Genomic DNA, 26,911 nt, shown 5'->3' on the forward strand with positions numbered 1-26,911 from the left:
CGGCGGGTGTAGTGAACGACATGACCGACGTCACCGAACTCTTCGAGCGCGAATACGAGCGGCTCGTTCGCTCGCTCGGCGTCGCGTTCGGGGCCGAGGCCGCCGCCGACGCAGTGCAGGAAGCGTTCATCCAGGCCGACCACGACTGGTCACGGGTGGCGGCACTGGACCATCCGGCGGCATGGGTCCGCCGGGTCTCGATCAACCGGCTCCTGAACGGGAAGCGGAACCGCGCGCGCCGACGCGAGATCCTCGCCACGATCCGGCCCGTCGCCGACGCCGGGTTGACGGAGGACCTGCTCGACCTGCGGCGGGCGATCGCCGAACTCCCCGACAAGATGCGGGCTGCCGTCTGCCTCCACTACCTCGCCGACCTCTCGGTCGACGCCGTCGCGGCCGCGCTCGAGATCGCACCCGGCACGGTCAAGTCGAATCTCCACGACGCCCGCCGGCGTCTCCGCGAACAACTCGGGGAGGTCTCCGATGCCTGAACACGATCCGCTCACCGCTCGTCTCACGGCGCTGGCCCCGACCGTCGACATGACCGCGAGTCGACTGATGTTCGAGCGACATCGTTCGCACGACGTGCCGGCGAAACGGCGATGGCTCCTCCCGGCTGCCGTCGCGACCCTCCTGATCGCCGGCGTGGTCGGTGTCTGGGCGATTGCGCGACCCGACCAACGAAGCGTCGCTCCGGTCAACTCGGTCGACGACGGGAGTGGCGACGGGTCGGACCCAGAACCGAGTGAGCCCGATCTGACCGCGACCGACGTCGTCCTCCCTCTGCCTGCCGTCGGTGAGCCTCGACTGCACACGGGAACGTTCGGGGCCGTGTGGGTGGTGCACCACGATGACGGCACCGTGTCGGTGCTGAACGCGGTCAGACCTCGCTCGGAGGCCGACGACGGAGATCCGGTCGAGGGTCTCGGACATCTCGTGCAGCCGACCGAGGGAGGTCGGTCGTTCGTCGGCCGCGAGTACGTCTGGGACGCGCACGGCCGCACGTTGAACGGGCCGCGCACGGCGGACCTCGTCGGCTTCGCCGGCGTCGTCGACGCCGGCGAAGTGCAGCTGTTCGTCTCCACCGCGAAGCAGTTCGACGGCGAGCCCGATGACCCACCGGTCGTGCTCGTCGACCCACCGGATCTGTCCGGGGTCCCCCTGCTCGACCTGCACGAGTTGGCGACCCTGTCGTTCAGCGGACCGATCTGGCGGCTGCTCGATGCCACGTTGGTCGTGCGGGACGGCGTCGGCACGCTGTGCTCGATCGTGCCGAACACTTCGGTCACGCCACTTCCGGAGCTCGCCACCTGCAACAGCAGCGGGGTGTCCACGGCCGTGCGGTCGACGCAGCCGGACATCACGAGGTGGTTCTTCGGGCCGCTGTTGGCCGAGTTCGACGAGTTCGGCCAGATCGTCACCGTCGCCCCGTTGGGCGGCGAGACGAGCCGTGACGACGGACCGGATGACAGCGCCTCCGAGGCACCGGCCGGCGACGGATGGCGAGAACTGGCCCGCGTCGAGGGCGGCGGTTTCGAGGGCTTCCCCACTCTGGTGGTCGACGACGCCCGCTACGCCGAACTCGGTGAGACGATCGGGACCTCCACGTTGGCTCCCGTCGACTTCGACACCTCGGTGGTGATCGCGTTCGTCACGACGTCGAGCCCGTGCCTGACGCCGTTGGCGACGCCCTTCTCCCCGACCGGGGGTTGGATCGAGCCCCGGTTCGAGCCGGCCACCGAGACGGGCTGCCGTCTGAGCCTCGTCTCGTACGCGTTCGTGATCGAGATCGATCGCGGCCGCCTCGGGGAGACCGTCAGGTTGGTCGTTCCCGAGCGCGTCGACTCACTCGACAGCAGCCGCGACCGCACGGTCGACGACATCACGTACCGCGTCGAGGACGGAGCACTCGTCGCCGGAGGCCTCCGCATCGGTGACGGCATCTCGGCGGACTGCCGTGATCCGGGCGGCCCCGTACTCAGCGTGCCCGTGACTTCCGTCGACTCGCGCAGCTTCAGCCTGGAGTTCCGCATCGACGGCCGAGTCGTCTGGGAGGTGGGCGGCTCCGGCGCACCGCTCACCGTCGGCGGAGGACTGGACCTGTCCCTCCTCTCCGCCGAGCCGGGCGAGATCGTCGCGTCGTCCACCGATCCTCCCGCCGAGTTCAGACGGCCGTTCGAACTGAGCCAGGAGGAGATCGACCGCCTGGTCGCCGAGTGCGGACCAACCGCGCAGACCGGAGTCGATGCGGGCCCGGGATGGCGGCTGCTGTCGGAGTCCTGGAACACAGAACTCACCGGGCTGCCACACCTCGCCGTCGACGCCGGTTCGTTGGCCGAACTCGAGAACGACGCCGGACCGCTCGACGTCGACCTGGAGGAGCAGTTCGTCGTGGCGGTGTCGGTGTTCGGCAACTCGTGTCCACCGGTGGTCGCCGGCGTGGACGTCGAGGCAGGCCAGGTCGCCGTCAGGTTCAAGCGATCACCCGCTGTGACGTGCGACGAGGTCGGCATCGTCTACGGGTTCGTCGTCGCTGTCGACCGAGTCGCCACCGGTGACGTCGTACAGGTGTCCGCCACCGATCCAGCGGGTCTCCCGGCTGCGCACGAGACGACGTTCGATGTCAGGTCGGGGGACCTGCTCGAAGGCGGACTGGCATTCCAACAGTTCGAGCCGGTGTTCGTCGACTGCAGTGAGGTCGCGGGTGGACTCGATCTCATCGTCCCGTTCGAGACGGTGATCGAACGCGAGGTGGTCGTCGTGGTTCATGACACCGACGGGGCGCCACTCGCAACCCGGAGCATCGCGCTCACGACCGGCCGCAGCGAGGTACGGGTCCCGGTCCCGGGTGACCTCGCCGGTGATCTCGTCATCGGCGTCACGTCGATCGACCCGGCGGCACAGCTCGAACGAACGGTCACCCTGACAGCGACCGACATCGCCGACACCACCCGTCGCTGCGCCGGCTGACGGCTGGCGTCGCGGTAGGTCACGTGTCGGGGCGGTCGAGGTACTTCGGGTTGGCGACGGCGAGTTTGTCTCGGACGCTCGCCCACACGAGCTCGCGGACCTCGTCGGCGCGGTGGTCGAGCTCGCCCGACCGGATCGCTGCTGCCAGCTCGGCATCATCCGCGACGCCCAGTTGTTCGAGCCGAGCGGTGTGAGCGCGAGCCTGGGCCGCCCCCAGAGCGAGTTCTCGCTCCACGATCACCAGCATGTTCGCCGCGACCCGGGCGTGGAAGCGGTTGGGCTCGATCTCGCCGTCGATCTGACTGCGACGGATCCACTCCCCCACGGCCTCCACCAGCTCGGCGGCGGTCGGACGATCGTGCGGGGCGCTCACCAGCGACCCTCCAGCGCCAGGAACAGATCGTGCTCGTTCTCGCAGACCCGCCGCCCGATCGCGGCCAGCTCGTGGCTGCGGGTCGAGCCGGACAGGTGCCGTTGCGCCTGGGTGATGCACATCACACCCCAGCGCAGGATGCCGAACACCTCCCACCACCGGAGGTCATCGAGGGTGAACGACGTGCCGGCCTCGGCGTTGTAGGCGTCGAGCAGCTGTTCACGGGTACCGACACCGGCCGCCGGGAGCGGCGACCCGAAGCGCCACGCCGGCACACAGGCCCAGCCGAGGTCCTGGAGCGGGCTGCCGATGTGGGCGAGCTCCCAGTCGATCACCGCTGCGAGCCCGTCGTGGTCGACGATGACGTTCCCGAGCCGGAGGTCGCCGTGGACGATGCACTCACGGTCGCCGGAGGGACGTCGCTCCTCGAGCCAACGCAGCGCCAACTCGAACGTCGGGTGCGGCTCGCCGTGCTCGTCGAGCTGTTCCCGGTACAGGGCGAACTCGTCGACCCGTTCCAGCTCCGGCGTCTCGGCCACGTCGATCCGGTGCAGGCGCGCCATGGTGCGACCGACCTGCTCCGTCAGCCGGCTGCGTGCATTCGCGTACTCGTCGTCGCGCAGCAGTCGTCGGGCGATCGTCTCGCCGCCGACGAAATCGGTGACGAGCGTGACCACCCCGTCGGTCGCCTCGACGCACGCGAGTACTCGGGGCGCCGCGACCCCGCCGCGTTCGGCCGCGCGGAGCACCTCGGCCTCGACCCGCATGTCGCGCTCGGATTCGGGCTGCTGCCGCTGTGCGATCACGGTTCGGCCGTCGACGACGGCCCGCCACGTCTGCCGGGACGCTCCGCCGGTCAGACGAGCGACATCGGCGACGTCGTCGGTGCCGAGTGCGGCCGCGAGCGTGTCGCGGACGATCTCGCGGTCCGACGGCTCCATGCCGACAGATTCGCGTGTCAGCAGCCGGCGCCTCGAACCGAGGGGTACGGGTTGACGGGTACGCCACCGCCGGGTCGGATCTCGAAGTGCAGGTGCGGTGTGCCCGTCGCGTTGCCGGTGTCGCCGATGTAGCCGATCACCTGGCCCTGTTCGACCCGGCCCGGGAGGCCCTCGTAGCCGACGAGGTGGGCGTAGTAGTAACGGTTGCCGTTGTCGCCGCGCAGCGAGATCGTGATCCCACCGAGCCTGTTGCTGCGATGGTCGACGAAGCCCGACACCACGGCCTGCAGCGGGGTGCCGGTCGGGGCGAGCATGTCGACGCCCTGATGACGACGGCCGCCGCTGCGGGGTGCACCCCACGTGTTGCCGTAGGCCGACCCACCCAGGACGGGACAGATGATCGCGTCGATGTAGCCGTCACCGGCCGCTCGTGGATTGGTGCCGGCACCGCCACCGCCGGTGCGGCCACCGGCTTCGCCGCCGCTCGCACCGAGGTTGCCGGCCGTCGTGCCGTCGGAGGTCGCGGCCGAGAACACCGCAGCAGCGGCGCCGGAGGCGGGCGATGCGCCGCGGGCCGCCTCGGCCTGGCGGCGCTGCAACTCCTCGAGTTGACGCTGCTCGTCGCGGGCCTGCGCCGCCAGCGCGATCGCGACCGCCTCGATCTCCAGGCGCTGGGACTCGATCTCGCGAAGCCGGACCACCTCGGCCTCGGCGTCGGCCTGCAGCTGCTTCAGTTCGATCTGCTGTGCGATGACCGCTGCCTGGGAGTCTTCGAGCTGCGCCTGCTTCTCGTCGAGTGCGTCACGGGCCGCGTCGTAGTCGTCGAGCGTGGTGGCTCCGGACTCGGCGACCACCGTGGCGAGCACGTCGCCGTGCAACTGTTCGGTCGGCTGACGGAGATCGGTGAGGATCGGGATGCCCGACGCGCCGCTCGACACGAACCGGTTGACGGCAACGAGTTCGACCGCACGACGGAGTTCTTCGACCAACTCACCCAGGTCTTCCAGTTCGAGCACGAGTCGTTCCTGGTCGAGTTGCAGCAACTGAAGTCGTGTCTCGGCGGCGAAGAAGTCTTCGGCGGCCTGGTTCGCCCGGTCGCGGGCTTCGGAGATCTCACGAGCCGCCTGTTCGGCCGCGTCGTCGTCGGTCTGCGCGATCGCAGGCGCGGCTCCACCGATGAGGAGCAGGGCGCTCAGCGTGAGCGCGAGGCATCGGCGGGCGGCCGGGTTCATCGCGGGGCAGCGTATCTCGCATTGCAGTTCCGTTACGGGCATGCCGCGGCGCAGCCGGTCCGCTACACAGCACGTATGTCCATCGGCCGACCGGCACTCGAACTGAACGACATCGTGTTCGAGCGCTCGGGTCGACGGATCCTCGACGACGTCACCCTCCACGTCCGCAGCGACGAGCGCTGGCTGGTCCTGGGTGCGAACGGGAGCGGCAAGACCTCGCTGCTGCGGATCGCGGCGATGTACGAGCACCCGTCGGCGGGCGACGTCAGCGTGCTCGGCGAAACGCTCGGACGCACCGATGTGCGACAGCTCCGGCGTCGGATCGGTTACGCGTCCGCCGCCCTGGCGACCCAGTTCCGTCAGCAGTTGACGGCGCTCGACGTGGTGATGACGGCGAAGCACGCAGCGCTCGAACCGTGGTGGCATCGGTACGACGACGCCGATCGGGCCCAGGCCCACTCCTGTCTCGACCGGATGCAGGTCGGTTCGTTCGCCGACCGGGCGCTGGCGACACTGTCGTCGGGCGAGCAACAGCGGGTGCTGCTCGCCCGCACGTTGATGAACGATCCCGAGGTGATCCTGCTCGACGAGCCGTCGGCACGGCTCGATCTCGGCGGTCGGGAGCAGTTGGTGCACGCGCTCGCCGACCTCGCCGCCGATGGGCCACCATTCGTGATGGTGACCCATCACGTCGACGAGGTCCCCGCCGGCGTGACGCATGCCCTGCTGCTCCGCGATGGTCACGTGGTCGCGCAGGGCGAACTCGACGACGCCTTGACCGCGTCGACCCTGAGCGACTGCTTCGGCATGGATCTGGCGCTCGAACGCCGGGCCGACGGCCGGCTCAGTGCGTGGGCTCGCCGCTGACCAGCGCGGTCAACCCCGCCCTGCCCCGACGGATCTCCTCGTCGAGGACCCGGTCGAGCAGCCCGCCGGTCCAGAGTGCGCCGTCGTAGGCCAGGTGCATCGTCACGATCGAGGCGCTGTCGGCGGTCTCTTCGATGTCGACGCTCAGCGCCCAGCGGGCGTGCTGGCGACCGTCGATCTCCGCCCGCTCGAATTCGACGTGGCGGTCGGGCTCGTGTGCACGACGGACCATCCGGAGCTGCTTCGAACGGGCGAACGGCCCGACCTGGGCACGGAGTTCGACCGTCCATGCGGGGCCCTGGTCCGGCTCGGCATCGTGCGTCGGTTCGGCCTCGTGCACGAGGCGGAGCCACGGCGGGTACCGGTCGAGCGTCGCGACGTGGGGGAACACCTCGGCCGGGGGCGCCGGGACGAGGACCGACTCGGTGGTTCGGAAGCTCACGGATCAGCCACGCGGGCGGTCGGTACCGCGGAACGCACGAGCGAGCAGCGGGCTGGACACTTCGAGCAGACCGTCGAGGTCGTTGTCCTGGTCGAACGACGGACGCCACGGGCCACCGCCTGCGGACGCTTCGTCCGGTGTCGAATCCGGCGACTCCCTAGGCGCGGCGGTCTCGGGCGGGGGTTCCGCCTCGGCGACCGGTGACGGTTCGCCGGCGTCGGTCGGCAGCGTCGGCCGCTCGATCTCGCCGGTGCCGTCGATGATCAACTGCTCGACCGGTTCGGGCCGACGCGCTCGTTTCGGACGGGCCGGCCGGGCCGGGCGAACCACTCGGGCCGGCGGGGCCGTGGTCCGGGCCGACCGCGGCATGAACAACCGCGGCACCTCCTCGCGACGATCGTCGAGCGTCCATCCACGTGGCACGCTCATCGCGTCGGCGTGTCGCAGGCAGAGCACGTTCTGGTCGTCGTGGGGTGTACCCGCCATCGGAGCGATCCAGAACAGCAGATCTTCGGGCACCATGCCGTATTCCGCGGCTCCGACCTCGGAGCATCCGGGACGCTCACACAGCTTGGACACAGGACAAATGTACCTCGGAGACCCCGCCGACTCGGGATCCGTCGCGATGGGTTGGATTACCTTGGACCGATGCGGCGACGGATCCACATCACCTTGACAGCACTGCTCGCGACCTCGGGAGCGATCGTCGCCACACCGGTGGCGCCGGCGCAGGCGGCGACGCCACGGGTCGTGATCAACGAGCTGTACTACAACCCGCTCGACGACAACCCGGCGAGCGAGTACCTCGAACTGTTCAACGCGAGCGGGTCGAACGTCGACCTGAGCGGCTGGTGCATCGACGGCATCGACTTCTGCTTTCCCGGCGGCGGTTCGATCGCTGCCAACGGCTACCTGATCGTCACCGGCGACCGGTACGAGGGTGCGCTCTCGAACGGCGGCGAGGACATCACGCTGCTCGACAGTTCGGGGACCACCGTCGACTTCGTCGAGTACGACGACAAGGAGGAGTGGCCGGCGAGCGCTGACGGCGAGGGCGACTCGCTGCAGCGTCGAGACCCGAATGCCGAGTCGAACACGCCGGGCAACTGGGAATCGCGCGGGCCGACGCCGGGCACCCCGAACGCCTCGCTCGCGGCCGGCCTGCTCCCGTCGTTCTCCGACGTCGAGCACACCGAACTCCCGGCAGCCGGCGCCCCGATCCAGGTGACCGCCGAGTTGAAGTACGCGTCGGGAGCGAACCTGCGCTACCGCCTCGGGTTCGGCCCGGAGATCGTGGTTCCGATGACCGTGACCGGCGGGGTGGCGACCGGGACGATCCCCGGTCAATCGGCCGGGTCGCTCGTCAGGTACCGCCTCACGTCGTCGAAGGGCGGCCGGACCGGCAGCTGGCCCCGTCAGGGCGACGGGTCGACCTACCGGGGCACGACCGTTGCCAGGAGCGTCGACACCGAGCTCCCCCTGTTCGAGATCTTCATGCCCGACGACGACTTCGAGACGATGGCCGCCGACATCACCCTCTCCGGCGACGACGGCTATCCGATGGTGTTCGCCTACGAGGGCCAGGTGTTCGACAACGCCAGGATCCGGGTCAAGGGGCAGGTGTCACGCACGTTCCCGAAGAAGAAGTTCAAGATCATCCTGCCGTTCGGCTACGACCTGGAGGACGACGAACTCTTCCCCGACGACGTCGACGAGTGGGGCATGCACTCGGCGTGGGCCGACAAGTCGTTCCTTCGCGAGACCCTCGCATCGGAGTTCATGACGGCGGCGGGCGCAGCGGCACAGCAGGCGTTCCCGGTCCGGTTCGAGCGGAACAACCAGTTCCTCGGCTTGTACACCTACGTCGAGCAGCCCGACGGCACCTACCGCGACCGGTACGGGCTCGACGACTCCGAGGTGTACGAGGTCGGCCCCGACAACCTGTACGGCCTCCTCGCCGCCAACGACGCGAACCGGTCCCAGGACAGCCTGCGAGCGCGCTACGACAAGGAGACCTTCGAGTACCTCGACGACGACGAGCTGCGTCGCTTCATCGCCTCGGTGAACAGCCTGAGCGGGGTGTCCGAGCGGACCTGGATCTACGACAACGTCGACGTCCCCTCGGTCGTGAACATCCTGGCGGCCAGCATGGTCATCCAGAACCAGGACTACGGCCACAAGAACTACCGCCTGGTGTTCGACCAGTACGGACGGGTGGGTGTCGAACAGAACGACTACGACCTCACGTTCGGCCGGCGATGGTCGAACGTCTTCGGCGCGCTCGACAGCAGGGTGTACGTCGGCGGCTACTTCGAGCACCCGGGCGGACCGTTCTTCGAGACGTTCTTCTTCGACACCGAACTGTCGGCGATGGTCCGGCGACGGGTCCGCACGCTGACCGAGGAGCAGCTGAACCCGTCCACCCTCAGCGATCGGGTCAACGAGCTGTCGGCGATGATCCGGCCAGAGGCCGTCGCCGACCGGGCAGTGTGGGGCACGTACGGCGGCGCCGCCGACCCGACCGCCGAGGGCAGGCGCATCATCGACTCGTTCGTGGTGCCGCAGCACCGGCGGATCCTCGTCGAGCTGGCCGCGAGTGGTCGCGTCGCCCCGAACCCACAGCCGGCCGTCCCCGCGGTCATCATCGACGACGTGCGATACGACGGGGTCGAGCACGTGTCGATCCGCAACGTGTCGGGTGACTCGGTCGACCTCTCCGGGTTCGAGATCCCCGAGCTCGACCTGACGATCCCCGGCGGCACGGTGCTCCTCGCGGGACGGTCGGCGATCTTCGCCCACGAGGACGTGCCCTGGTTGCGCGACGCGTACCGCGGCGTCCTGGTCGCCGGTGTGTTCGAGGAGTCGGTGCGCGATGCCGAGGAGGGCCTCACGCTCCGCAACCGGGCCGGCGACCTCGTCACCGCCTGGACGAAGCTGCCGCCTGGTGTCCTGAGCGAGATCTCGGGCGAGCCCGACCGGTCGGGCTTCGTGTCGCTGGTCGCGACCGAGACGGCCGCTCCGGGCTACCTCCAGATGCTCCCGTGCGACGACGATCCGGGCGCGACCTCCAACCTCAACGTCGACGCCGCCGGTCAGACCCGTTCGACGCTGGCGCTCACCCGGTTCGCCGACGACGGAACGGCCTGCGTGTTCAACCTCGCCGCAACGCACGTCGTCGCCGACGTCCAGGGCTACTTCCGCGACGGCGCCCTCGACGACGTCGACGACCATCGGCTGATCGACTCCCGCACCGGTCGGATGCTCGCCGACGGTGCCGTCACCACCATCTCGGGCGGGCGTCCGAACGAGACGGGCATCGTGAGCCTCGTGGCGACCGAGACGTCGGCACCCGGGTTCGTGGCGATCATCCCGTGCGACGCGAAGGCGCCCACCACCTCGAACCTCAATTTCGACCGGCCGGGCATGACCGTGTCGGCGTTGGCGTTCGTGGAGTTCGACGACCGGGGTGCCGCGTGCGTGTTCACGAGCGCCGCCACCCACGTCGTCGCCGACGTGCAGGGCTACCTCGCTGCCGACGCGTTCGACGACGTCGACGACGAACGCCTCGTCGACACGCGAGACGGCGGTGGGCCCGCCCCCGCCGCCCGCTCGCTCACGGTGTTGCGTGGACGACCCGAATCGGTCGGCATCGTCTCGCTCGTCGCGACGCAGACCCAGGCTCCCGGCTACCTCCAGGTGCTCCCGTGCGACGGCACGCCAGGGGCGACGTCGAACGTCAACTACGACCGCCCCGGAGCGACCGGCAACGGGCTCACGACGGTCGAGTTCGGGCCCGAGGGGAGCGCGTGCGTGTACACGCTGGCACCGGCGCACATCGTCGCCGACCTGCAGGGCTACTTCGTCGGCGACGCCTTCGAGGACGTGCCCGACCAGCGTCTCCTCGACAGTCGTCTGCGCTGAGCTCGCGGGCGGCGACACCACCGGAGAACGACGAGTCCCCGGTGAGCGTGCTCACCGGGGACTCGTTCCACGTGGGCGATATTGGACTCGAACCAACGACCCCTGCCGTGTGAAGGCAGTGCTCTAGCCATCTGAGCTAATCGCCCTTGCGGGGACCGCAGGATATCAGCGAGCCGCGAACTTCGCTCGGTCAACCGGCGACGATCGACCCGGTGACCGGCTCGCCACCGAACGGGATCGCGACACAGACGTACCTGCCCTCGAACAACTCCCACAGCTCGACCGACGGGGCGATCGGGAGGAGCCCGAACGCATCCGACTCGACCACGCCCGCTGCCCGGCAGTTCCGTTCGACCAGGTCGAACAGCTCGTCGTCGTCGGGGTACGGCGCGTCGTCGGTGTTGAGCGCGCCGTCGGAGACGACCTCGGCGAGGTGCGGTGAGCTGCAATCGACGACCTCGACCGTTTCCAGTTGGTCCGCGCCGGACGCGTCGTCGGGCAGGTCGAAGCAGTCGCCGACGTCCAGGTCGACGATCGCCGTCCGCTCGTTCGACGCCGTCGCCGCGACCACGATCGCCACACCGACGGCGACGACGACCAGCGCAGCGCCGATCAGCCCCACGACCCAACCGCGCATCAGTCGACCTCGATGCAGACGGTTCCGAGTCCCAAACGGTCACGGAACGTACCGAGTCCGACCGGACAGGTGGCGTCGATCGGAATGACGAGGTCGACGACCAGGTCGTCGTCGCCGGTGCAGCTCACTTCGCGCACGTCGACGTTCTGCTCGACGACCACGCACGAACCGACCCGAAGGATCCCGTCGGGCACCTCGGTCGAGGGCGAATCGTTGAACGACGCGGCGAACAGGATCACGGCCGAACCGACGACCGCCATCACCGCCATCGGCTTCCACGGGATCCTGGCCGGACCAGCGGGCATCAACCGGGACGGCGTCACCGGCGGCGTCGGGACGACGAAGTCGTCGTCGCCGTCGAATCGGTCGGGGCCGGGGCCGACCGCGCTGCCGTTCCGGTGCAGCGTCCGGTCGTACTCGAAACGGCGCACCGGGTCACCCAGCACGCGATACGCCTCGTTGACCGATGCCATCACGTCGTCGGTCGCGGAGCGGTCCCGATCGGGATGATGCCGGCGCGCCCGTTCGCGGTAGGCCGCACGGATCCGATCGGGCGGTGCGGACGGATCGACGCCGAGGGTCTCGTAGTGGGTGGCGATCAGGTCAGCGTACGGCCGAGCATCCCGTCGTCGACCGACGCCGGGAAACCGACCGGAAAATCAGCCGTGGTCGGAGGACACCGCCAGTTAGCGCGTCCTCCGACCACGTAGCGTCGCACGGGTTCCCGCAGGCAGACGGGACCACAACCGCTGCCCACACCGTGGTCGCTGCGGCACATGGTAGGCAGACTTACCATCCGTTGTGACGCCAGACGCCGGATTATTTTCTCAGTATCCCGCTCGCACGTCGACGAGGCCGAGCAGTGGCAGGCCGTTGGCGAAGCGCTGCACGTTCTCACGAACCCGCTCGGCGAGCAGCGGAATCGCCATCTCGCGGGTCGTCGAGGTGTGCGGCGTGATGATGCAATTGTCCAGCGTCCACAGCGGATGACCGTCGGGAAGTGGTTCGGGGTCGGTGACCTCGAGACCGGCTCCGCCGATGGTGCCAGCCCGCAACGCGTCGACGAGGTCGTCCGTCACGATGTGTCGCCCACGGGCGACGTTGACGATCCAGGCGTGCGGTTCCATCAACGACAACTCGTCGGCACCGATGATGCCGACGGTCTCGGGGGTCAACGCCAGGGCGAGCACCACGAGGTCGGCGCCCGGCAGCGCGTCGGCGAGATGGTCGGCGTCGACGACGTCGTCGACGCCGTCCATGTGTTCGACGTTGGCCCGCACCACGGTGATGTGGCAGTCGAACGGTTGCAGGAGTCGGATCAACGACTCGGCGATGCCACCACCGCCGACGATGGTGACCCGTGAGCGGAAGAGCGTGCGACCGCTCTGACCCGACCACGAGGTCGCCGCCGCGTAGGTGGGGATGTTGCGCAGCCCGGCGAGCCCGAGCGACAGCGCCATCTCGGCGACGGGGTCGGCGTACACACCCTTGCCGCACGTCCAGATGTGATCCTGGTCGAACAGCCCCGAGAACTGTTCGACGCCGGCGAACGGCAGCTGGATCCAGGTGGCGCTCGGGGCGTCGGCCACGACGCTCGACAACTCGTCGACCGACGACACGTTCGCCCAGACGATCGCGTCGGCGTCGGCCGGTTCGACGATCATCCCGCCACCGTCGACGACGGCCTCGCCCAGCCACGGCGGCGCCGGGTCCGGTCCGACGGCGACCTTCGGGGAGTGAGGGGTCGACACGTCAGTACTCGAGATTGATCATCACGTGCTTGAGGCGTGTGTAGTCCTCGAGGGAATAGGCGGACAGGTCCTTGCCGTAGCCCGACTTCTTGAAGCCGCCGTGCGGCATCTCCGAGACGAACGGGATGTGCGTGTTGACCCACACACAGCCGAAGTCGAGCGCCTTGGACATGCGCATCGCCCGGGCGACGTCACGGGTCCACACGCTCGACGACAGTCCGTACTCGACCGAGTTGGCCCACTCGATCGCCTCGGACTCCTCGTCGAACTCCTGGACGGTGATCACCGGGCCGAAGATCTCCTTGAAGCTCATCTCGTCGCCCTGACGCAGGCCGGACACGACGGTGGGCTCGAAGAAGTAGCCACGATCGCCGATGCGGTTGCCGCCGGCGGTGACGGAGGCATGCGACGGGACCCGGTCGATGAACCCACTGACGTGCGCGAGTTGGTTGGCGTTGTTGACCGGGCCGAACAGGACGTCGGTGGCATCCGGCCCGCCGACACCGGTGCCCTTGGCCTGCTCGGTGAGCGCGGCGACGAAGTCGCCGGCGATCTTCGAGCTGACCAGCACGCGCGTCGCGGCCGTGCAGTCCTGGCCGGCGTTGAAGTACCCGGCGACGGCGATGTCCTCGGCTGCCCGTGCGATGTCGGCGTCGTCGAACACGACGACGGGCGCCTTGCCGCCCAGTTCGAGGTGCACCTTCTTGAGGGTCTTCGACGCCGCCTCGGCGACCTGCATCCCCGCTCGGACGGATCCGGTGACCGACACCATCGCCGGCGTGTCGTGATCGACCATCTTGCGACCGGTGTCGCGATCGCCGTTGACCACGTTGAACACACCCGGCGGCAGGAACTCGGCGGCGATCTCGGCCATCAGGCCCGTCGTGGCCGGAGTGGTGTCGCTCGGCTTGAGCACGACGGTGTTGCCGGCCGCGATCGCCGGCGCGAACTTCCACACCGCCATCATCATCGGGTAGTTCCAGGGAGCGACCTGGGCGCAGACGCCAATCGGCTCGCGTCGCACGAACGACGTCATGCCGGCCATGTACTCTCCCGCCGCCTTGCCTTCGAGATGACGCGCAGCCCCCGCGAAGAACCGCACGTTGTCGACGGCCGGCCCCATCTCCTCGTCGCGGTGGACCTCGTACGGCTTGCCGGTGTTCTCGCACTCGAGGTGCATGATCTCGTCGCCGCGCGCTTCCATCGCGTCCGCGAGTTTGAGCATCGCGAGCGAGCGCTCGGCCGGCGTGGTGTTCTTCCACGACTCGAACGCCGTGGCGGCTGCGGACATCGCGGCATCGATGTCCGCATCACCGGAGAGCGCCGCGGTGGCGTACGCCTCACCGGTGGTCGGATCGATGATGTCGGTGGTCGAGCCGTCGGCGGCATCGACCCACTCACCGTTGACAAAGTTCCTGAAGGCCTTCATGTCGCAAGGTGTAGCAGATTCTCCGACCGCGCGGTGGCGCGCACGCGACCGTTCAGTCGGCGACGATCCGGAGGAGCATCTTCGTCTCGGTCCGACTCACGCCGGCCTCGGCCCTCAGCCACCGGACGAACGCGTCGAGCCCGTCGGCACCGGGGCACGCGACGACGATCGAGTAGTCGGCGGTTCCGGTCACGTACGCGGCGAACGACACCTCGTCACGCTCGGCCAACCGCCGCTCGAACTCCTCGACCTCGATGCCCGCCCCGAGGCCCACGTCGATCACCGCGCGGACGGTTCGGCCGAGTGCCGCCTCGGCGATGCGCACGGTGTAGCCCTCGATGACGCCGTCTCGCTCCATGCGACGCACCCGGTCGGCGGCCGAGGTCGGTGAGAGGTGCACCGCCTCGCCGAGTTCACGCCAACTGATTCGTGCGTCGCGCCGCAGCTCACCGAGGATTCGACGGTCGACGTCGTCGAGCGCACTCGAATCAAGGGCCATGAACCGATTCTTCCACGAATGTCCCCCACACCGTGTGCACGCCCGGCGCGAGACTGTTCGGATGAGCGCACCCGTGATCACGACCGTCGGCGTCCCGAAGGAAGTCAAGACCGCCGAACACCGTGTGGCGATGACACCCGACGGCGTCCGCGAACTCGAACGACGCGGCATCGACGTGTTCGTCGAGACCGGCGCCGGTGAGGGTGCCTCGATCTCCGACGCCGACTACGTCGCGGCCGGCGCCGACATCGTGCCGACGGCCGCCGACGCCTGGTCGCAGCAGATGGTGATCAAGGTCAAGGAGCCGAAGGAGGAGGAGTTCGGCTTCCTGCGGCCCGACCTGACGCTGTTCACGTACCTGCACCTCGCCGCCTACCCGGCGGTCGCCCAGGCACTGATCGACCACGGCACCACCGGGATCGCGTACGAGACGGTCGAGACCGCCGACGGCGCGCTGCCGCTGCTCGCCCCCATGAGCGAGGTCGCAGGTCGCCTCGCCCCCCAGATGGGTGCGCACTGCCTCGAACGCCACAACGGCGGCCGCGGCGTCCTGATGGGCGGCGCTCCCGGCGTGCGCCCGGCCAAGGTCGTCGTGCTCGGCGCCGGCAACGTCGGGTGGAACGCTGCGTGGATCGCCGCCGGCATGGAAGCCGAGGTCGTCCTGATCGACAAGAACCTCGACCGACTCCGGTACGTCGACCAGATCCACCGCGGCCGCATCATGACCCTCGCCTCGAACCGCGGCGCGGTCGAGCGGTCGGTGCTCGAAGCCGACCTCGTCATCGGCGCCGTGCTCGTGGCCGGTGGTCGCGCCCCGATCGTCGTCGACGAGGAGATGGTCAAGGCGATGAAGCCCCGCGCCGTCATCGTCGACGTCGCCGTCGACCAGGGTGGGTGCATCGAGACCGTGCGCGAGACCACGCACGACGACCCGACCTACGAGATGCACGGTGTCGTCCACTACGCCGTCGGCAACATGCCCGGAGCCGTGCCGCACACGTCGACGTACGCCCTGACCAATGCGACGCTCCCCTACATCACCGAGGTCGCCGTCCACGGCGCCGGTGGTGCCGCCCGTCGCGACGCCGCGCTCGCCCACGGCCTCAACACGCACGCCGGTCACGTCACCAACGCCCCGGTGGCCGAGTTCCTCGGTGTCGACACGGTCGAGCCGCTCGACGCCCTCGCCTGACACGAGCGTCCTACCTGCCGAACCCGGCGGTCGGCCCCGACGAGGAGACACCACGCCCACCGAATCCGGGCACGATCCTGACCCGCCACCCCCGTTCTCGGACGACTCACGGTGGCCCTCCGTTCGCACCCGTGCCTACTGTGGCGTATGGCGACGAACGTGTCCGACCTCGACCTGCCCGAGCTCGACGGGCTCGACGATCCGGATCTGACGATCGACCAGCGCCGCGAGGCGAGCGCCGCGGCAGCGGCGGAACACTGGATCGGCCGGAATCTCTTCGGCTACTCGATCCTCCGATACGACGACGTCGTGGCGATGCTGCGCGACAAGCGGTGGCACAGCGCGTCCGGGAAGATCATCGAGATGTCCGGGGTCGACGACCCGGAGTGGCTCGAACGCTCGCGGCAGCGGCCTTCGATCCTGGCGGCGGAGGGTGACGAGCACACACGGCTCCGCCGTGTGGCGGGCCCGGCCTTCTCGCCTCGGCACGCCGACGCGCTGCGACCGTTCATGCGAGCGGTGGTCGACGACCTCATCGACCCGTTCGCCGCCCGCGGCGAGGTCGACATCGCCACCGAGTTCTGCGAGCCCTACCCGATCCCGATCATCTGCGAACTGTTCGGTGCACCACAGGAGGACCTCCAACTGTTCTCCGACTGGGCGACCGACATCTTCCGGATCTTCAACGGGAACCTCGCCGAGGACAAGCCGGCGATCATCAAGGCCCAGGACGAACTCGACGAGTACATCGGCGAACTGATCGAACGTCGCCGCTCCACACCGTCCGACGACCTGATCTCGGCGATGATCGCCGCCGAGTCCGACGGCGACCGTCTCTCGCACGACGAACTGGTGATGATGTGCGAGGCGGTGTTGATGGCCGGGACCGACACCACCCGGAACCAACTCGGATGCTCGCTCTCACTGTTCGCCGCCCACCCCGACCAGTGGCGCCTGTTGGCCGAACACCCGGAGCTCGCACCGCGCGCCGTCGAGGAGACCATGCGCTACTTCGGCACCGTGCGCGGCACCGCCCGTTTCGCGAGCGAGGACATCGAGTACCGCGACGTCGTGTTCCCGGCGGGGACCTTCATCGGGTTGTCGCTCGCCCAGGCCAACCGCGACCCGGCCGTGTTCGACGATCCGGCCGACTTCGACATCACGCGTGACCCGCCGAGCAGACCACAACTCACGTTCGGTTCCGGTATCCACTACTGCCTCGGAGCCGCACTGGCGCGTGCCGAGCAGCAGGAGGCGCTGACGATCATGGCGCAGCGCATGCCCGACCTCGAACTGGCCGGCGACATCACCTGGAAGCCGTCATCGGTCGGCATCTTCGGTCCGGAACACCTTCCCGTTCGATTCACGCCGACCGCCTGATCCGGGTCGCCTGATCCGGGTCGACCGGTCAGTCGTCGCGCGACGGGCGCCGGCGCTGCCGCTTGACCTCGCTGCGTCCCTTCTTCGCCTTGAGACGGCGCTCCTTCGAGCCCCGGGTCGGCCTGGTGGACCGGCGACTGCGCTGTACGTGCAGCGCCGATTGCAGCCGGGCGACGAGGCGTTCCTCGGCGAGGGCCCGGTTCCGGAGCTGACTCCGCTCGTCGTCCGCGACCACGCGGATCTCGTCACCGAGACGCTCGACGACCCGTGCTCGCTGCGCCCGACTGAAGGCCGTCGACGTCGTCAGGTCGAGTCGCAGCTCGACGCGTGTGGCGGCCTTGTTGGCGTGTTGGCCACCCGGGCCGCCGGACGCGCTGAACGACATCTCGATCTCGTGCCGTGGAATCCGCACCGAACCGGTGACGACCAAATCGTCGCTCATCGGGCCAGGATGCCACGCTGGGCCTCATGGCAGACCTCAAACTCGGGCTTTCCACCGGCTACTGGTCGTCGGGCCCACCCACCGGAGCGCTCGAAGCGATCCAGGAGGCCGACCGTCTCGGCTTCGATTCGTTCTGGACCGCAGAGGCGTACGGCAGCGATTGCCTGACGCCGCTCGCGTGGTGGGGCGCCCAGACGCAGAACATCAAACTCGGCACGTCGATCGTGCAGATGTCGGCCCGCACCCCTGCTGCGACCGCCATGTCGGCGATCACGATCGACCACCTCTCGGGCGGCCGGTTCATCCTCGGCCTCGGCGCTTCCGGCCCGCAGGTCGTCGAGGGCTGGTACGGCGAGCCGTATCCGCGGCCGCTCGAACGGACCCGCGAGTACGTGCAGATCGTTCGTGAGATCGTGCGACGTGAGGGCACCGTCGAGTTCCACGGCAAGCACTACGACCTGCCCTACACCGGCGACGACGGCGCCGGCCTCGGCAAGCCGCTCAAGTCGACCGTGCATCCGCTCCGCAACGAGATCCCGATCTACCTCGCGGCCGAGGGACCCAAGAACGTGTCGCTGTCGGCCGAGATCGCCGACGGGTGGCTGCCGCTGTTCTTCTCGCCCAAGGAAGACGCCTGGTACCGCGAACGACTCCGGATCGGGTTCGACGCGAGCGGCGAAGCCGACAAGGCCGAGCGGTTCGAGGTGGCGTCGATGCTCACGATCATCCCCGGCGACGACGCCGAGCAGTGCGCCGACCTGATGCGGCCGATGCTCGCCCTGTACGCCGGCGGCATGGGCGCGAAAGGCGCCAACTTCCACTTCGACGTGTTCGCACGCATGGGGTGGGAGCACGTCGCGAACCAGGTGCAGGAGCTCTACCTGCAGGGCAAGAAGCAGGAGGCCGCGGCCGCGATCCCGCTCGAGATGGTCGAGGACGTCGCACTGGTCGGACCACCCGACAAGATCCGCGACGACCTGGCGAAGTGGCGCGAAACGTGCCTCACCACCGTGCTGCTCAACGGGCGCGCCGATCAACTCGAGATGCTCGCCGACCTCGTCAACGGCTGATCGCGAGTTGTGCCTGGAGGATCAGCGGATAGGTCGCTCCGCTCCTTTTCATTCCGCTGATTCCTCCCCGTATCCATTGGGGTGTCGAGCGGCCAGGTTCGGCAGAGCCTCACCTATCCGCTCGACCTCCTGGCACAAGTCGCGATCAGCGGTCTTGCCAGGTGCAGATGCAGGCCTCGTTGCCGTCGGCGTCGGCCAGGATCCAGAACGCCTTCGCGCGCTCGTCACTGACCATCCGGCCACCGGCGGCGATCGCTGCGGCGATGCGCTCCTCGGCCAGGTCGTGCGGCACGGAGACGTCGAGATGGATCCGATTGCGGTCTGTGCGCGGCTCGTCCATCTGCTGGAACCAGACCGGCCAGCCTCGGCGCCGTGGGTCGACCAACGAGCCGTCGGCCGCCACGTCGTAGTCGAGGACCGCCGCCCAGAACGGCCGGATCGCCGTCTCGTCGAGCGTGTCGATGCACAGCTCGGTCATCTGGATCGACGGTCCGCCGGTCGTGACGCCGGCCGACGCCGCGAGCCGTGAGATCTCGCGGGCGAGGTCGACGTCGAGCGTCGTCAACCCACCGACCGCATGCGTCGTGATCGTGACGTGAACGGTGCCGGGATACCGGATGTCGATGTCGGGATGGTGCACGAGGCGCTCGGCAGCGTCGGTGACCGCCCCGACGAACTCGGCTGCCGCGGGGTACGAGCCGGTCGTGAACGCGGCATGGATCGCGCCGAGCGCGAACCGCCAGTCGCCGAGACCGGGCAATCCGGCGAATTCATCGGACGAGACGTCGGTGTAGTCCATGACGCCAGTTGATCAGTCGCAGCAGCTGTCGCGCCACCCGCAACCCGAACACTTGAAGTGAGCGTGTTCGGGGAACAGTCCCCCACCGCACAGCGGACACTCGGGGTAGGTGCCGAGCGTCGATCGACAACTCCCCGTGGTGTCGCTCGCCGTCATGCCGGTGCCGATCGTGGTCTGGTGCTGCTGTGACATGAGACCACCACGATCGCGCGCGGCCCACCTGCGACGCGCGGACCCTTCGCGGATATCTTGACCGGCGGGTCAAGACCGATGACGACGCCTCCCGCCACTGCGACACCGCTCCGACATCACCACACGCCCGGCACCGCTCGGGCGGCCCTGTCGTACCGAGACTTCCGGGTGCTGTTCATCGGCATGTCGCTGTCGAGCATCGGCACCTGGATGCAGAACTTCACGCTGCCGGCGTACGTCGACGGCCGGACCGGCTCAGCCACACTCGTCGGGCTCCTCATCTTCGCCCAGCTCGGCCCCCTCCTGCTGCTCTCGATCCCGTCGGGGATCCTCGCCGACCGGTTCGACCGGACCCGGCTCGTCATCTCGATGCAAGCGGTGATGATGGCGATGTCGATCGTGCTCGCGCTGCTCGTGTCCGGCGACGCGCCACTCTGGACGATCTTCGGGGCGCAGCTCACGATCGGGGTCGCCAACACCCTCAACGCCCCGGCGTTCAGCGCCAGCATCCCGATGCTCGTCGATCGTCGCGACCTGTCGGGTGCGATCAGCCTGAACTCGGCGATGATCAACGGGACCCGCATCGCCGGCCCTGCGTTGGCCGCGCTCCTCGCCGCCGTCGGCTTCTCGCTGTCGCAGCTGTTCATCGTGAATGCGGCCACCTACGTGTTCCTCATCGTGCCGCTCGTGCTGTTCGTCCGGCTCCCGATGCCGGCCGGCGCGCTCCACGATCGCGGCTGGCGCAAGCTCGGCAGCGGCATTCGCATCGTCCGGCAGCGCGGCGTCCTCCTCCGCACGCTGACCACGATGTTCCTGTTCTCGCTGTTCTGTCTCCCGTACGTCGGTCTGTTCCCGTCGGTCGCCCGGCTCAACCTCGGTCTCGACCCGGAGGGCGGCTCGTACAAGTTGCTCTACATCGTGTGGGGCCTCGGCGCGTTCCTCGGTGCCCTGGCCGTCGGCACGTTGTTCGCCCGGCGCGACACCCGGCGCCTGATCCCGCTCGGCATGCTGCTGTTCGCCGGCGCTCTGGGAACGTTCGCGATGCTCGACAACTGGGTCCTCGCGTTACCGGTCGCCGGAGCGCTCGGGTTCGTCTACTTCATGACTGCGACCGCGCTCGCGAGCGTGTTGCAGCGCAACCTGGCCGACGAGGAACGCAGCGTCACCATGCCCCTGTGGTTCATGGCGTTCGGCGGGACGGTGCCCGTCGGCAACGTGGCGTTCGGGCCGCTCATGGACATCATCGGCGCTCGCTGGGTGCTCGCGATCGGAGCCCTCAGTGCGCTCGCCCTCGCGTGGTGGAGCGACCTGAAGCGACTCGACGAGGACGACTTCCTCCCCGAAGAGGTCGGCGGCGAGCCGTTCCGGCCCGTCAACGCCAACCGGTTGTTCTGACCGACACTTCGAGCTCGTCGTCAGCGGCGGCCGACCACGTCGACCGGGGTCTCGAACTCGCCGTACGTGTGGACGAACGCCTCGCGGTCGTCACCGGGTGGCGTCAGCCAGACCGTGACGCGGCATTCGGGATCACCCACCGCGATCCGTTGCTCGAGGTCGACCGCGGCAGCGCCGCGGTTGCGTCGGGCGATCCCGCCGAACACGCTCGACGTCATCCGGCAGAGCGAAGGGGCCCGCGTCACCGCCTCGCCGAAGGGACACCGCGTGTTGGCGAGCACGATGCGATCGGCGTCGGCCTCGACCACCGAGAACTCACCGCCGATCGCCGCCTTCAGTTCGACGAACAGCTCCGCCATCTCCGAATTCGCGAGATCTCCCTCGATCTGGCGCGCCTCGCGGAACGCGTCTTCCATCCGGCCACCGACATCGGTCCCGACCTGGGCGACCAACGTCTCGGCCGCGTCGGGTCCGGTTGCCAACTCGGCCGTCTGTGCCAGTTGCACCACCAGGGCCCGGAGGAACGATTCGCGCCCGAACGTCCCGTTCGGGCCCACCTCGTCGGCGGCGGGAAGCGACGCCAGCGGTGAGGGCGGCAGGTCGATGTCGAGCGTCGCGGCGCGGTCGACGGGGAGTTCGGCGACCACCACCGAGCCCCGCCCCTGCTTGGCCGTGACCGTCAGCTGCGAGGCCAGCGCGCCGGAGATCATGAGGCCGCGCCCGCGTACCGAGGTCGGGTCGGGCGTCGGGAGCTCGTCGAGTTCGAACCCCTCGCCCAGATCGTGAACGGTCAGCACCGGGTGCGACCGTCCCCAGTCGAGCGACACCCAGATCGGACCGTCGCTGTTCTGGATCGCGTTGGTCAGCAGCTCGGACGCGACGATGAGGGCTCCGCCCACGTCGGCATCGACAGCTGCGTGCCGTTCGAGATGTTTCCCGAGCGCTTGTCGGAACGATCGCACGTGCGCCGGGTCGTTCGGCATGTACCAGTCCACGAGTCCTCCGTTGTCGACGCGAACCTTAACCAGCGGGGTCGGCGAGCAAACCTTCGACCGCCCGTTCGAGGCGCGCAGCGCGGCTGGCCTTGACGAGCACGACGTCGCCGTGTCCGATCGATCCGAGGGCCTCGCCCACGGCGTCGGGACCGTCGACGCCCTCGACGCCGTAGAGGTCGGTGCCGACCGGCACGATCTCGATGCCCAGCGCCGCGGCGTCATCGGCGACCCGCCGGTGGCCGGCGACCGGATCGTCGAGCTCACCCATCGCTCCGAGCACGGCGATGCGACGCGTGGCCGTCATCCGGCTGACGGCGGTGAGCGCGGCGCGCATCGAGTCGGGGTTCGCGTTGTACGCGTCGTTGATCACGATCGCTCCGGTCGCCGTCCGCTCGACCTGCATACGCATGCCGGACACCGACGCGGTGCGCAGTGCGTCGACGGCCGGTTCGATCCGGCCGTCGATCACACCGGCGACGGCGATCGCCGCGGCCGCGTTCGATGCCATGTGCGCCCCGCTCGCAGCGAGCTCCACCTCGGCCGACCCCCACGGGGTGCCGATTCGGAACCGTGGGCGAGCGAGTTCGTCGAGTTCCAGACCGGAGATGCGGACCTCGCCGGCGACGCCGAACGTGACGACGCTCCCCCGACTGCTCGACCACATCGCCGCCACCCGCGGATCGTCGGCGTTCAACACGGCGGTGCCGCCAGGCGGCAGCGCCTCGACCAGTTCGCGCTTGGCCCGTGCCACCCCGTCGATGCCGCCGACCCGCTCGGTGTGCGACGCAGCGACGGCGGTGACGACCCCGATCGTCGGCAGGGCGACGTCACACAGGCGGGTGATCTCACCGAAGCCACGCATGCCCATCTCCACCACGAGCGCCTCCGTGCCGTCGGGCGCTCCGAGGATCGTCACCGGCAACCCCTGCTCGTTGTTGAAGCTCCTGACGTTGGCGGTGACCTGGCGGGTGGCTCCGAGGGCCGCCAGTGTGAAGTCTTTCGTGGTGGTCTTGCCGACGCTGCCGGTCACGCCGACGACGGGAATGTCCCAACGTCGCCGCGCCCAGGCCGCCAGCGACATCAGCGCGGCCGCGGTGTCGTCGACCCGGATCGCGGTACCCCCGATCGGCTCGCCGGCGGTGAGGTAGGCGCCCGCCCCTGCGTCGAGCGCACCCTGGACGAACTCGTGGCCGTCGCGCTCCGCGACGATCGGCACGAAGAGCTGACCCGGTTCGATCGAGCGTGAGTCGAACGAGGCGCCATCGATCTCGACGTCGGGGCCGACGAGACGACCACCGGTCGCTTCGGCCACCTGGGATGACAGCAACCTCATGCCGGGGAACGGTACCGTCGTGGGGTGAGCGGTGAGCGCATCAACCTGGTCGTCCTGTTCGGTGGGCAATCGGCCGAACACGACGTGAGTCGCACCACGGCGGCCCACGTGCTGGCGGCGGCCGACCCGGCCAAGTACCGGGTCACACCGATCGGGATCTCGACCGACGGCGAGTGGGCGATCGCCACCGAGGCAGCGGCCGCACTGGCCGCCGGCCCGCATGCACTGCCGGCCAAGCTCGACCCGACCGGCGAGCGCCTCTCGCCCACGACCCTGCTCGGCGAGGCGGCCGAGAGTGTCGAGCGGACAGTCGTCCTGCCGCTGCTGCACGGCCCCATGGGTGAGGACGGCACCGTGCAGGGCCTGCTCGAGTTGGCCAACGTCGCCTACGTCGGCGCGGGCGTGCTCGGTTCGGCTGTCGCCATGGACAAGGCGATGGCCAAGCAGGTGCTGACCGCAGCCGGCATCGCCCAGGCGCGTTTCCGATCCTTCGCCGAACACCAGATCACCCCATCGCTCCCCGCCGAACTCGCCGCCGAACTCGGCCTGCCCTGCTTCGTCAAGCCCGCCAACATGGGGTCCTCGGTCGGCGTCAGCAAGGCGACCACCGTCGAATCGCTCCGCGATGCGATCGACCTCGCACTGACCTACGACGAGTGGATCGTCGTCGAGGAGGCGATCGTCGGGCGCGAGATCGAGATCGCCGTGATCGGCAACCAGGATCCGTTCGTGTCGGTGCCCGGAGAGATCGTCCCGGGCGACGAGTTCTACAGCTACGACGACAAGTACGTGAACGACGCGAGCACCGGCATCATCCCGGCGCCGATCACCGCCGACCAGACCGCGGAGATCACCGCCATGGCGTTGGACGTCTACCGCGCACTGCGCTGCGACGGCCTCGCTCGGTGCGACTTCTTCCTCGAGGAATCCGGCGACGCTCGAGGGTTCCTGTGCAACGAGGTCAACACGATGCCGGGGTTCACCCCGATCTCGATGTTCCCGAAGATGCTGATCGCGAGCGGCATGACGTATCCCGAGATCATCGACCGCCTGGTCGAACTCGCGATCGAACGCCACCAGCGGCGCCGTCGGAACACCAAGCACTGACCGCAGCCCGCCGACCTACGATCGGCGGATGAGCGAACGACGACACATCAGCCACGGCAGCCCGCTCGAGGAACAGATCGGGTACTCACGAGCCGTGGTCGACGGTCGCTGGGTGTTCGTGGCCGGCACCACCGGGTTCGACTACTCGACGATGACGATCTCCGACGACATCGTGGAGCAGGCCGACCAGACGCTCGCCAACATCGCCGACGCACTCGAACGCGCCGGTTCGTCACCCGACGACGTCGTCCGCGTCACCTACATCCTGCCCGACGCCGACGACTTCGAGCCGTGCTGGCCGGCACTCCGCCGCTTCTTCCTCCGAGCGAAGCCGGCCGCGACGATGACCGTCGCCGGCCTCGCCGACCCGCGCATCAAGATCGAGATCGAGGTCACGGCGCTGAAGCCCGGCACGGTCTGACCGGCCCCGTCCGCCGCCGCGGCCCGGTCGCAGACGAAATCGCCGAACGTGACTCGTCGAACGATCTAGGTTGCCCGCATGTCGCATCTCCGAACCAGATGGTCCGCGATCGGAGCCGCTGTCGCGGTGACGCTGGGAGCCGGAGGGATCGGTCTCGTCTCCGCGACGACACCGGCCGACGCCGTCGCTTTCGTGCCGATCACGCCGTGTCGCGTTGCCGACACGCGTCCCGAGTTCAACACCGGTCCGCGCGACACACCGCTCGGACCCGACAGCATCCACACGATCGCGGCTCACGGAGACAACGGCGATTGCGTCGGCATCCCAGCGACGGCAACCGGGCTCTCGCTCAACGTCACTGCCCTCGGTGCGACCTCACCGACGTTCCTCACGGTGTGGGCAGAGGACGCTACGCAGCCGACCGCGTCCAGCCTGAACCCGGTTCCCGGACAACCCCCGACTCCCAATGCGGTGACGACCGGCATCTCGGCGGCCGGCGAGTTCAACATCTACAACCTCGCCGGAACCGTCGATGTGATCGTCGACATCAACGGGTACTACACGGATCATGGCCACGACGACCGGTACTACACCAAGGCGCAGATCGACGAGCAGATCACCGGGTTCACCCGGACGGTCGTCGTGAACGCGAGCGACGATCGGGCCGCCAACGGCGCCGCGCTCGTCGCGGCCGTTGCCGAGGTGAACGCGCAGCACCCCTCGGCCGCCGGTCCCTGGGCGATCTTCCTGGAGCCCGGCGACTTCGAGCTCACCACCGCGTTGTACATTCCGGACTTCGTCGCGGTCACGGGCTCGGGGATCGGGGCCACGCGGATCACCAGCCCGGCCGGCGACCCCGGCGATCCGGTCCTGCTCGACTTCGGCGTCGGCGAGCTGCGCGACCTCACGGTGTCCGGGACGGACCAGTTCACGCTCGCACGATCGAACGACGAGCTTCGGGTCGAGAACGTCAGGTTCATCTCCGACGGCGGCCAGCCGGTTCTGCTGCGGTTGACGGGAGGGACGCACTCGATCGTCGACAGTGAGTTCATCATCTCGGCGTCGACGAACGCCGTCGCCGTGTCGCCGACGAACGCGGCCGTGACGATCCGGGGAACGACGATGAACGCCCTCTCGGGCACCTCGGTCGAACTCGTCTACATGGACGGTGGCACGGTCGAGATCGAGAACTCCCGACTCGAAGGCTTCGCCATCGGCATCTTCTCGTGCTGCACCAACGCCGGCGGTTCGGTCCACGTCCGCAACTCGAGCATCGATGTGACCCGCACGTCGATGGCGGCCAACACCGTGGCGCTGACGGCGACGGTCGAGAACTCGACCATCGCGACGGCAGCCACCTCGGTCTTCAGTAGCAGTTCCGTCGGCACCTCGTTCACATCTCGAAACTCGGTCCTTCGAGGCGGCACCGTCACCGCGCCGACCGAGTCGTGCTACGGCACCACGACGGCAGCGTCGTTCCTCACCAACACCTGCCCGTGATCCCGGTCGGCCACGGCGCCGGA

At 68.9% G+C, this 26,911-nt stretch carries 26 protein-coding genes and 1 tRNA gene; 11 read left to right on the plus strand and 16 right to left on the minus strand.

All coding sequences use genetic code 11. The features are described 5' to 3' along the window. Nucleotides 1-20 precede the first annotated feature (20 nt). Together R8G01_07335 and R8G01_07340 are read left to right on the plus strand one after the other, a co-directional pair. Complete coding sequence (locus tag R8G01_07335; protein ID MDW3213790.1) at nt 21-491, plus strand: sigma-70 family RNA polymerase sigma factor; 471 nt, start codon at nt 21-23, stop codon at nt 489-491. Beyond that, nucleotides 484-2,970 (plus strand): hypothetical protein, encoded by a 2,487-nt coding sequence (locus R8G01_07340; GenBank protein MDW3213791.1) that lies wholly within the window; start codon nt 484-486, stop codon nt 2,968-2,970. Before R8G01_07335 ends, R8G01_07340 begins: the two co-directional genes overlap by 8 nt. 19 nt (nt 2,971-2,989) lie before the next feature. On the opposite strand, the gene R8G01_07345 is transcribed toward R8G01_07340, so the two are convergent. From R8G01_07345 to R8G01_07355, 3 genes are read right to left on the minus strand one after another with little or no spacing between them, the layout of a single operon-like run. Beyond that, a complete protein-coding gene (locus R8G01_07345; GenBank protein MDW3213792.1) occupies nt 2,990-3,343 on the minus strand; it encodes a DUF6285 domain-containing protein in 354 nt (117 codons plus the stop codon). Continuing rightward, complete coding sequence (locus tag R8G01_07350; GenBank protein ID MDW3213793.1) at nt 3,340-4,284, minus strand: phosphotransferase family protein; 945 nt, start codon at nt 4,282-4,284, stop codon at nt 3,340-3,342. The genes R8G01_07345 and R8G01_07350 overlap by 4 nt, the downstream gene beginning before the upstream one ends. 17 nt (nt 4,285-4,301) lie before the next feature. Beyond that, complete coding sequence (locus R8G01_07355; GenBank protein ID MDW3213794.1) at nt 4,302-5,516, minus strand: peptidoglycan DD-metalloendopeptidase family protein; 1,215 nt, start codon at nt 5,514-5,516, stop codon at nt 4,302-4,304. Nucleotides 5,517-5,591: 75 nt separating this feature from the next. On the opposite strand from R8G01_07355, the gene R8G01_07360 reads away from it, so the two are divergent. Then, nucleotides 5,592-6,383: an ABC transporter ATP-binding protein gene (locus tag R8G01_07360; GenBank protein MDW3213795.1), complete on the plus strand. Its 792-nt coding sequence runs from the start codon at nt 5,592-5,594 to the stop codon at nt 6,381-6,383. On the opposite strand, the gene R8G01_07365 is transcribed toward R8G01_07360, so the two are convergent. Both R8G01_07365 and R8G01_07370 read right to left on the minus strand, forming a co-directional pair. Then, entirely contained in the window at nt 6,361-6,825 is a 465-nt protein-coding gene (locus tag R8G01_07365) for an SRPBCC family protein (protein ID MDW3213796.1), read from the minus strand. The genes R8G01_07360 and R8G01_07365 overlap by 23 nt on opposite strands. 3 nt (nt 6,826-6,828) lie before the next feature. After that, complete coding sequence (locus tag R8G01_07370) at nt 6,829-7,404, minus strand: DUF3499 family protein (GenBank protein MDW3213797.1); 576 nt, start codon at nt 7,402-7,404, stop codon at nt 6,829-6,831. Between the two features lie 69 nt (nt 7,405-7,473). Here R8G01_07370 and R8G01_07375 point away from each other — a divergent pair, with 69 nt between their 5' ends. Continuing rightward, nucleotides 7,474-10,746, plus strand: coding sequence for a CotH kinase family protein (locus R8G01_07375; protein MDW3213798.1), 3,273 nt, complete (start codon nt 7,474-7,476; stop codon nt 10,744-10,746). A gap of 72 nt (nt 10,747-10,818) precedes the next feature. Here the strand turns inward: R8G01_07375 and R8G01_07380 are convergent. The 6 genes from R8G01_07380 to R8G01_07405 all read right to left on the minus strand — a co-directional run bounded on the left by R8G01_07380 (nt 10,819) and on the right by R8G01_07405 (nt 15,062). Further along, nucleotides 10,819-10,892 (minus strand) — tRNA-Val (locus tag R8G01_07380). Between the two features lie 44 nt (nt 10,893-10,936). Beyond that, entirely contained in the window at nt 10,937-11,383 is a 447-nt protein-coding gene (locus tag R8G01_07385; protein MDW3213799.1) for a hypothetical protein, read from the minus strand. Beyond that, entirely contained in the window at nt 11,383-11,985 is a 603-nt protein-coding gene (locus tag R8G01_07390) for a DnaJ domain-containing protein (GenBank protein MDW3213800.1), read from the minus strand. The genes R8G01_07385 and R8G01_07390 overlap by 1 nt, the downstream gene beginning before the upstream one ends. Nucleotides 11,986-12,210: 225 nt before the next feature. Beyond that, nucleotides 12,211-13,134 carry a D-isomer specific 2-hydroxyacid dehydrogenase family protein gene (locus R8G01_07395; protein MDW3213801.1) on the minus strand — a complete coding sequence of 308 codons (924 nt, stop codon included), beginning with the start codon at nt 13,132-13,134 and terminating at the stop codon, nt 12,211-12,213. Nucleotide 13,135: 1 nt separating this feature from the next. After that, complete coding sequence (locus R8G01_07400) at nt 13,136-14,563, minus strand: gamma-aminobutyraldehyde dehydrogenase (protein MDW3213802.1); 1,428 nt, start codon at nt 14,561-14,563, stop codon at nt 13,136-13,138. Nucleotides 14,564-14,615: 52 nt separating this feature from the next. Then, on the minus strand, nt 14,616-15,062 hold the full coding sequence (locus R8G01_07405) for an Lrp/AsnC family transcriptional regulator (protein ID MDW3213803.1): 447 nt from the start codon (nt 15,060-15,062) through the stop codon (nt 14,616-14,618). A gap of 61 nt (nt 15,063-15,123) precedes the next feature. On the opposite strand from R8G01_07405, the gene ald reads away from it, so the two are divergent. Together ald and R8G01_07415 are read left to right on the plus strand one after the other, a co-directional pair. Beyond that, nucleotides 15,124-16,254 (plus strand): alanine dehydrogenase, encoded by a 1,131-nt coding sequence (gene ald, locus R8G01_07410; GenBank protein ID MDW3213804.1) that lies wholly within the window; start codon nt 15,124-15,126, stop codon nt 16,252-16,254. A gap of 147 nt (nt 16,255-16,401) precedes the next feature. After that, nucleotides 16,402-17,634, plus strand: coding sequence for a cytochrome P450 (locus tag R8G01_07415; GenBank protein ID MDW3213805.1), 1,233 nt, complete (start codon nt 16,402-16,404; stop codon nt 17,632-17,634). A 28-nt stretch (nt 17,635-17,662) separates the two neighbouring features. Here the strand turns inward: R8G01_07415 and arfB are convergent, their stop codons facing one another. After that, on the minus strand, nt 17,663-18,076 hold the full coding sequence (gene arfB, locus R8G01_07420; GenBank protein MDW3213806.1) for an alternative ribosome rescue aminoacyl-tRNA hydrolase ArfB: 414 nt from the start codon (nt 18,074-18,076) through the stop codon (nt 17,663-17,665). 26 nt (nt 18,077-18,102) lie between these two features. Between arfB and R8G01_07425 the strand changes: the two genes are divergently transcribed. Beyond that, on the plus strand, nt 18,103-19,146 hold the full coding sequence (locus R8G01_07425) for an LLM class F420-dependent oxidoreductase (GenBank protein ID MDW3213807.1): 1,044 nt from the start codon (nt 18,103-18,105) through the stop codon (nt 19,144-19,146). Between the two features lie 145 nt (nt 19,147-19,291). Here R8G01_07425 and R8G01_07430 read toward each other — a convergent pair whose 3' ends face one another. After that, on the minus strand, nt 19,292-19,945 hold the full coding sequence (locus tag R8G01_07430) for a VOC family protein (protein MDW3213808.1): 654 nt from the start codon (nt 19,943-19,945) through the stop codon (nt 19,292-19,294). A gap of 12 nt (nt 19,946-19,957) precedes the next feature. Next, complete coding sequence (locus R8G01_07435; protein MDW3213809.1) at nt 19,958-20,137, minus strand: hypothetical protein; 180 nt, start codon at nt 20,135-20,137, stop codon at nt 19,958-19,960. Nucleotides 20,138-20,215: 78 nt separating this feature from the next. Here R8G01_07435 and R8G01_07440 point away from each other — a divergent pair, with 78 nt between their 5' ends. After that, nucleotides 20,216-21,532 carry an MFS transporter gene (locus R8G01_07440; GenBank protein MDW3213810.1) on the plus strand — a complete coding sequence of 439 codons (1,317 nt, stop codon included), beginning with the start codon at nt 20,216-20,218 and terminating at the stop codon, nt 21,530-21,532. 20 nt (nt 21,533-21,552) lie between these two features. Here the strand turns inward: R8G01_07440 and R8G01_07445 are convergent, their stop codons facing one another. Together R8G01_07445 and murF are read right to left on the minus strand one after the other, a co-directional pair. Beyond that, nucleotides 21,553-22,527: a methanogen output domain 1-containing protein gene (locus tag R8G01_07445; GenBank protein ID MDW3213811.1), complete on the minus strand. Its 975-nt coding sequence runs from the start codon at nt 22,525-22,527 to the stop codon at nt 21,553-21,555. 25 nt (nt 22,528-22,552) lie between these two features. After that, complete coding sequence (murF, locus tag R8G01_07450) at nt 22,553-23,860, minus strand: UDP-N-acetylmuramoyl-tripeptide--D-alanyl-D-alanine ligase (GenBank protein ID MDW3213812.1); 1,308 nt, start codon at nt 23,858-23,860, stop codon at nt 22,553-22,555. Between the two features lie 24 nt (nt 23,861-23,884). On the opposite strand from murF, the gene R8G01_07455 reads away from it, so the two are divergent. The 3 genes from R8G01_07455 (at nt 23,885) to R8G01_07465 (ending at nt 26,888) form a co-directional block, all read left to right on the plus strand. Then, nucleotides 23,885-24,967, plus strand: a complete 1,083-nt coding sequence (locus tag R8G01_07455) for a D-alanine--D-alanine ligase family protein (protein MDW3213813.1) — start codon at nt 23,885-23,887, stop codon at nt 24,965-24,967. A 28-nt stretch (nt 24,968-24,995) separates the two neighbouring features. Beyond that, the gene (locus R8G01_07460) at nt 24,996-25,388 is read left to right on the plus strand and encodes a RidA family protein (GenBank protein MDW3213814.1); all 393 of its coding nucleotides are present in this window, start codon (nt 24,996-24,998) and stop codon (nt 25,386-25,388) included. A 78-nt stretch (nt 25,389-25,466) separates the two neighbouring features. Continuing rightward, on the plus strand, nt 25,467-26,888 hold the full coding sequence (locus tag R8G01_07465) for a hypothetical protein (protein ID MDW3213815.1): 1,422 nt from the start codon (nt 25,467-25,469) through the stop codon (nt 26,886-26,888). The last annotated feature ends 23 nt before the right edge of the window (nt 26,889-26,911 follow it).

This window comes from Ilumatobacteraceae bacterium, assembly GCA_033344875.1.
Lineage (GTDB): Bacteria > Actinomycetota > Acidimicrobiia > Acidimicrobiales > Ilumatobacteraceae > Ilumatobacter.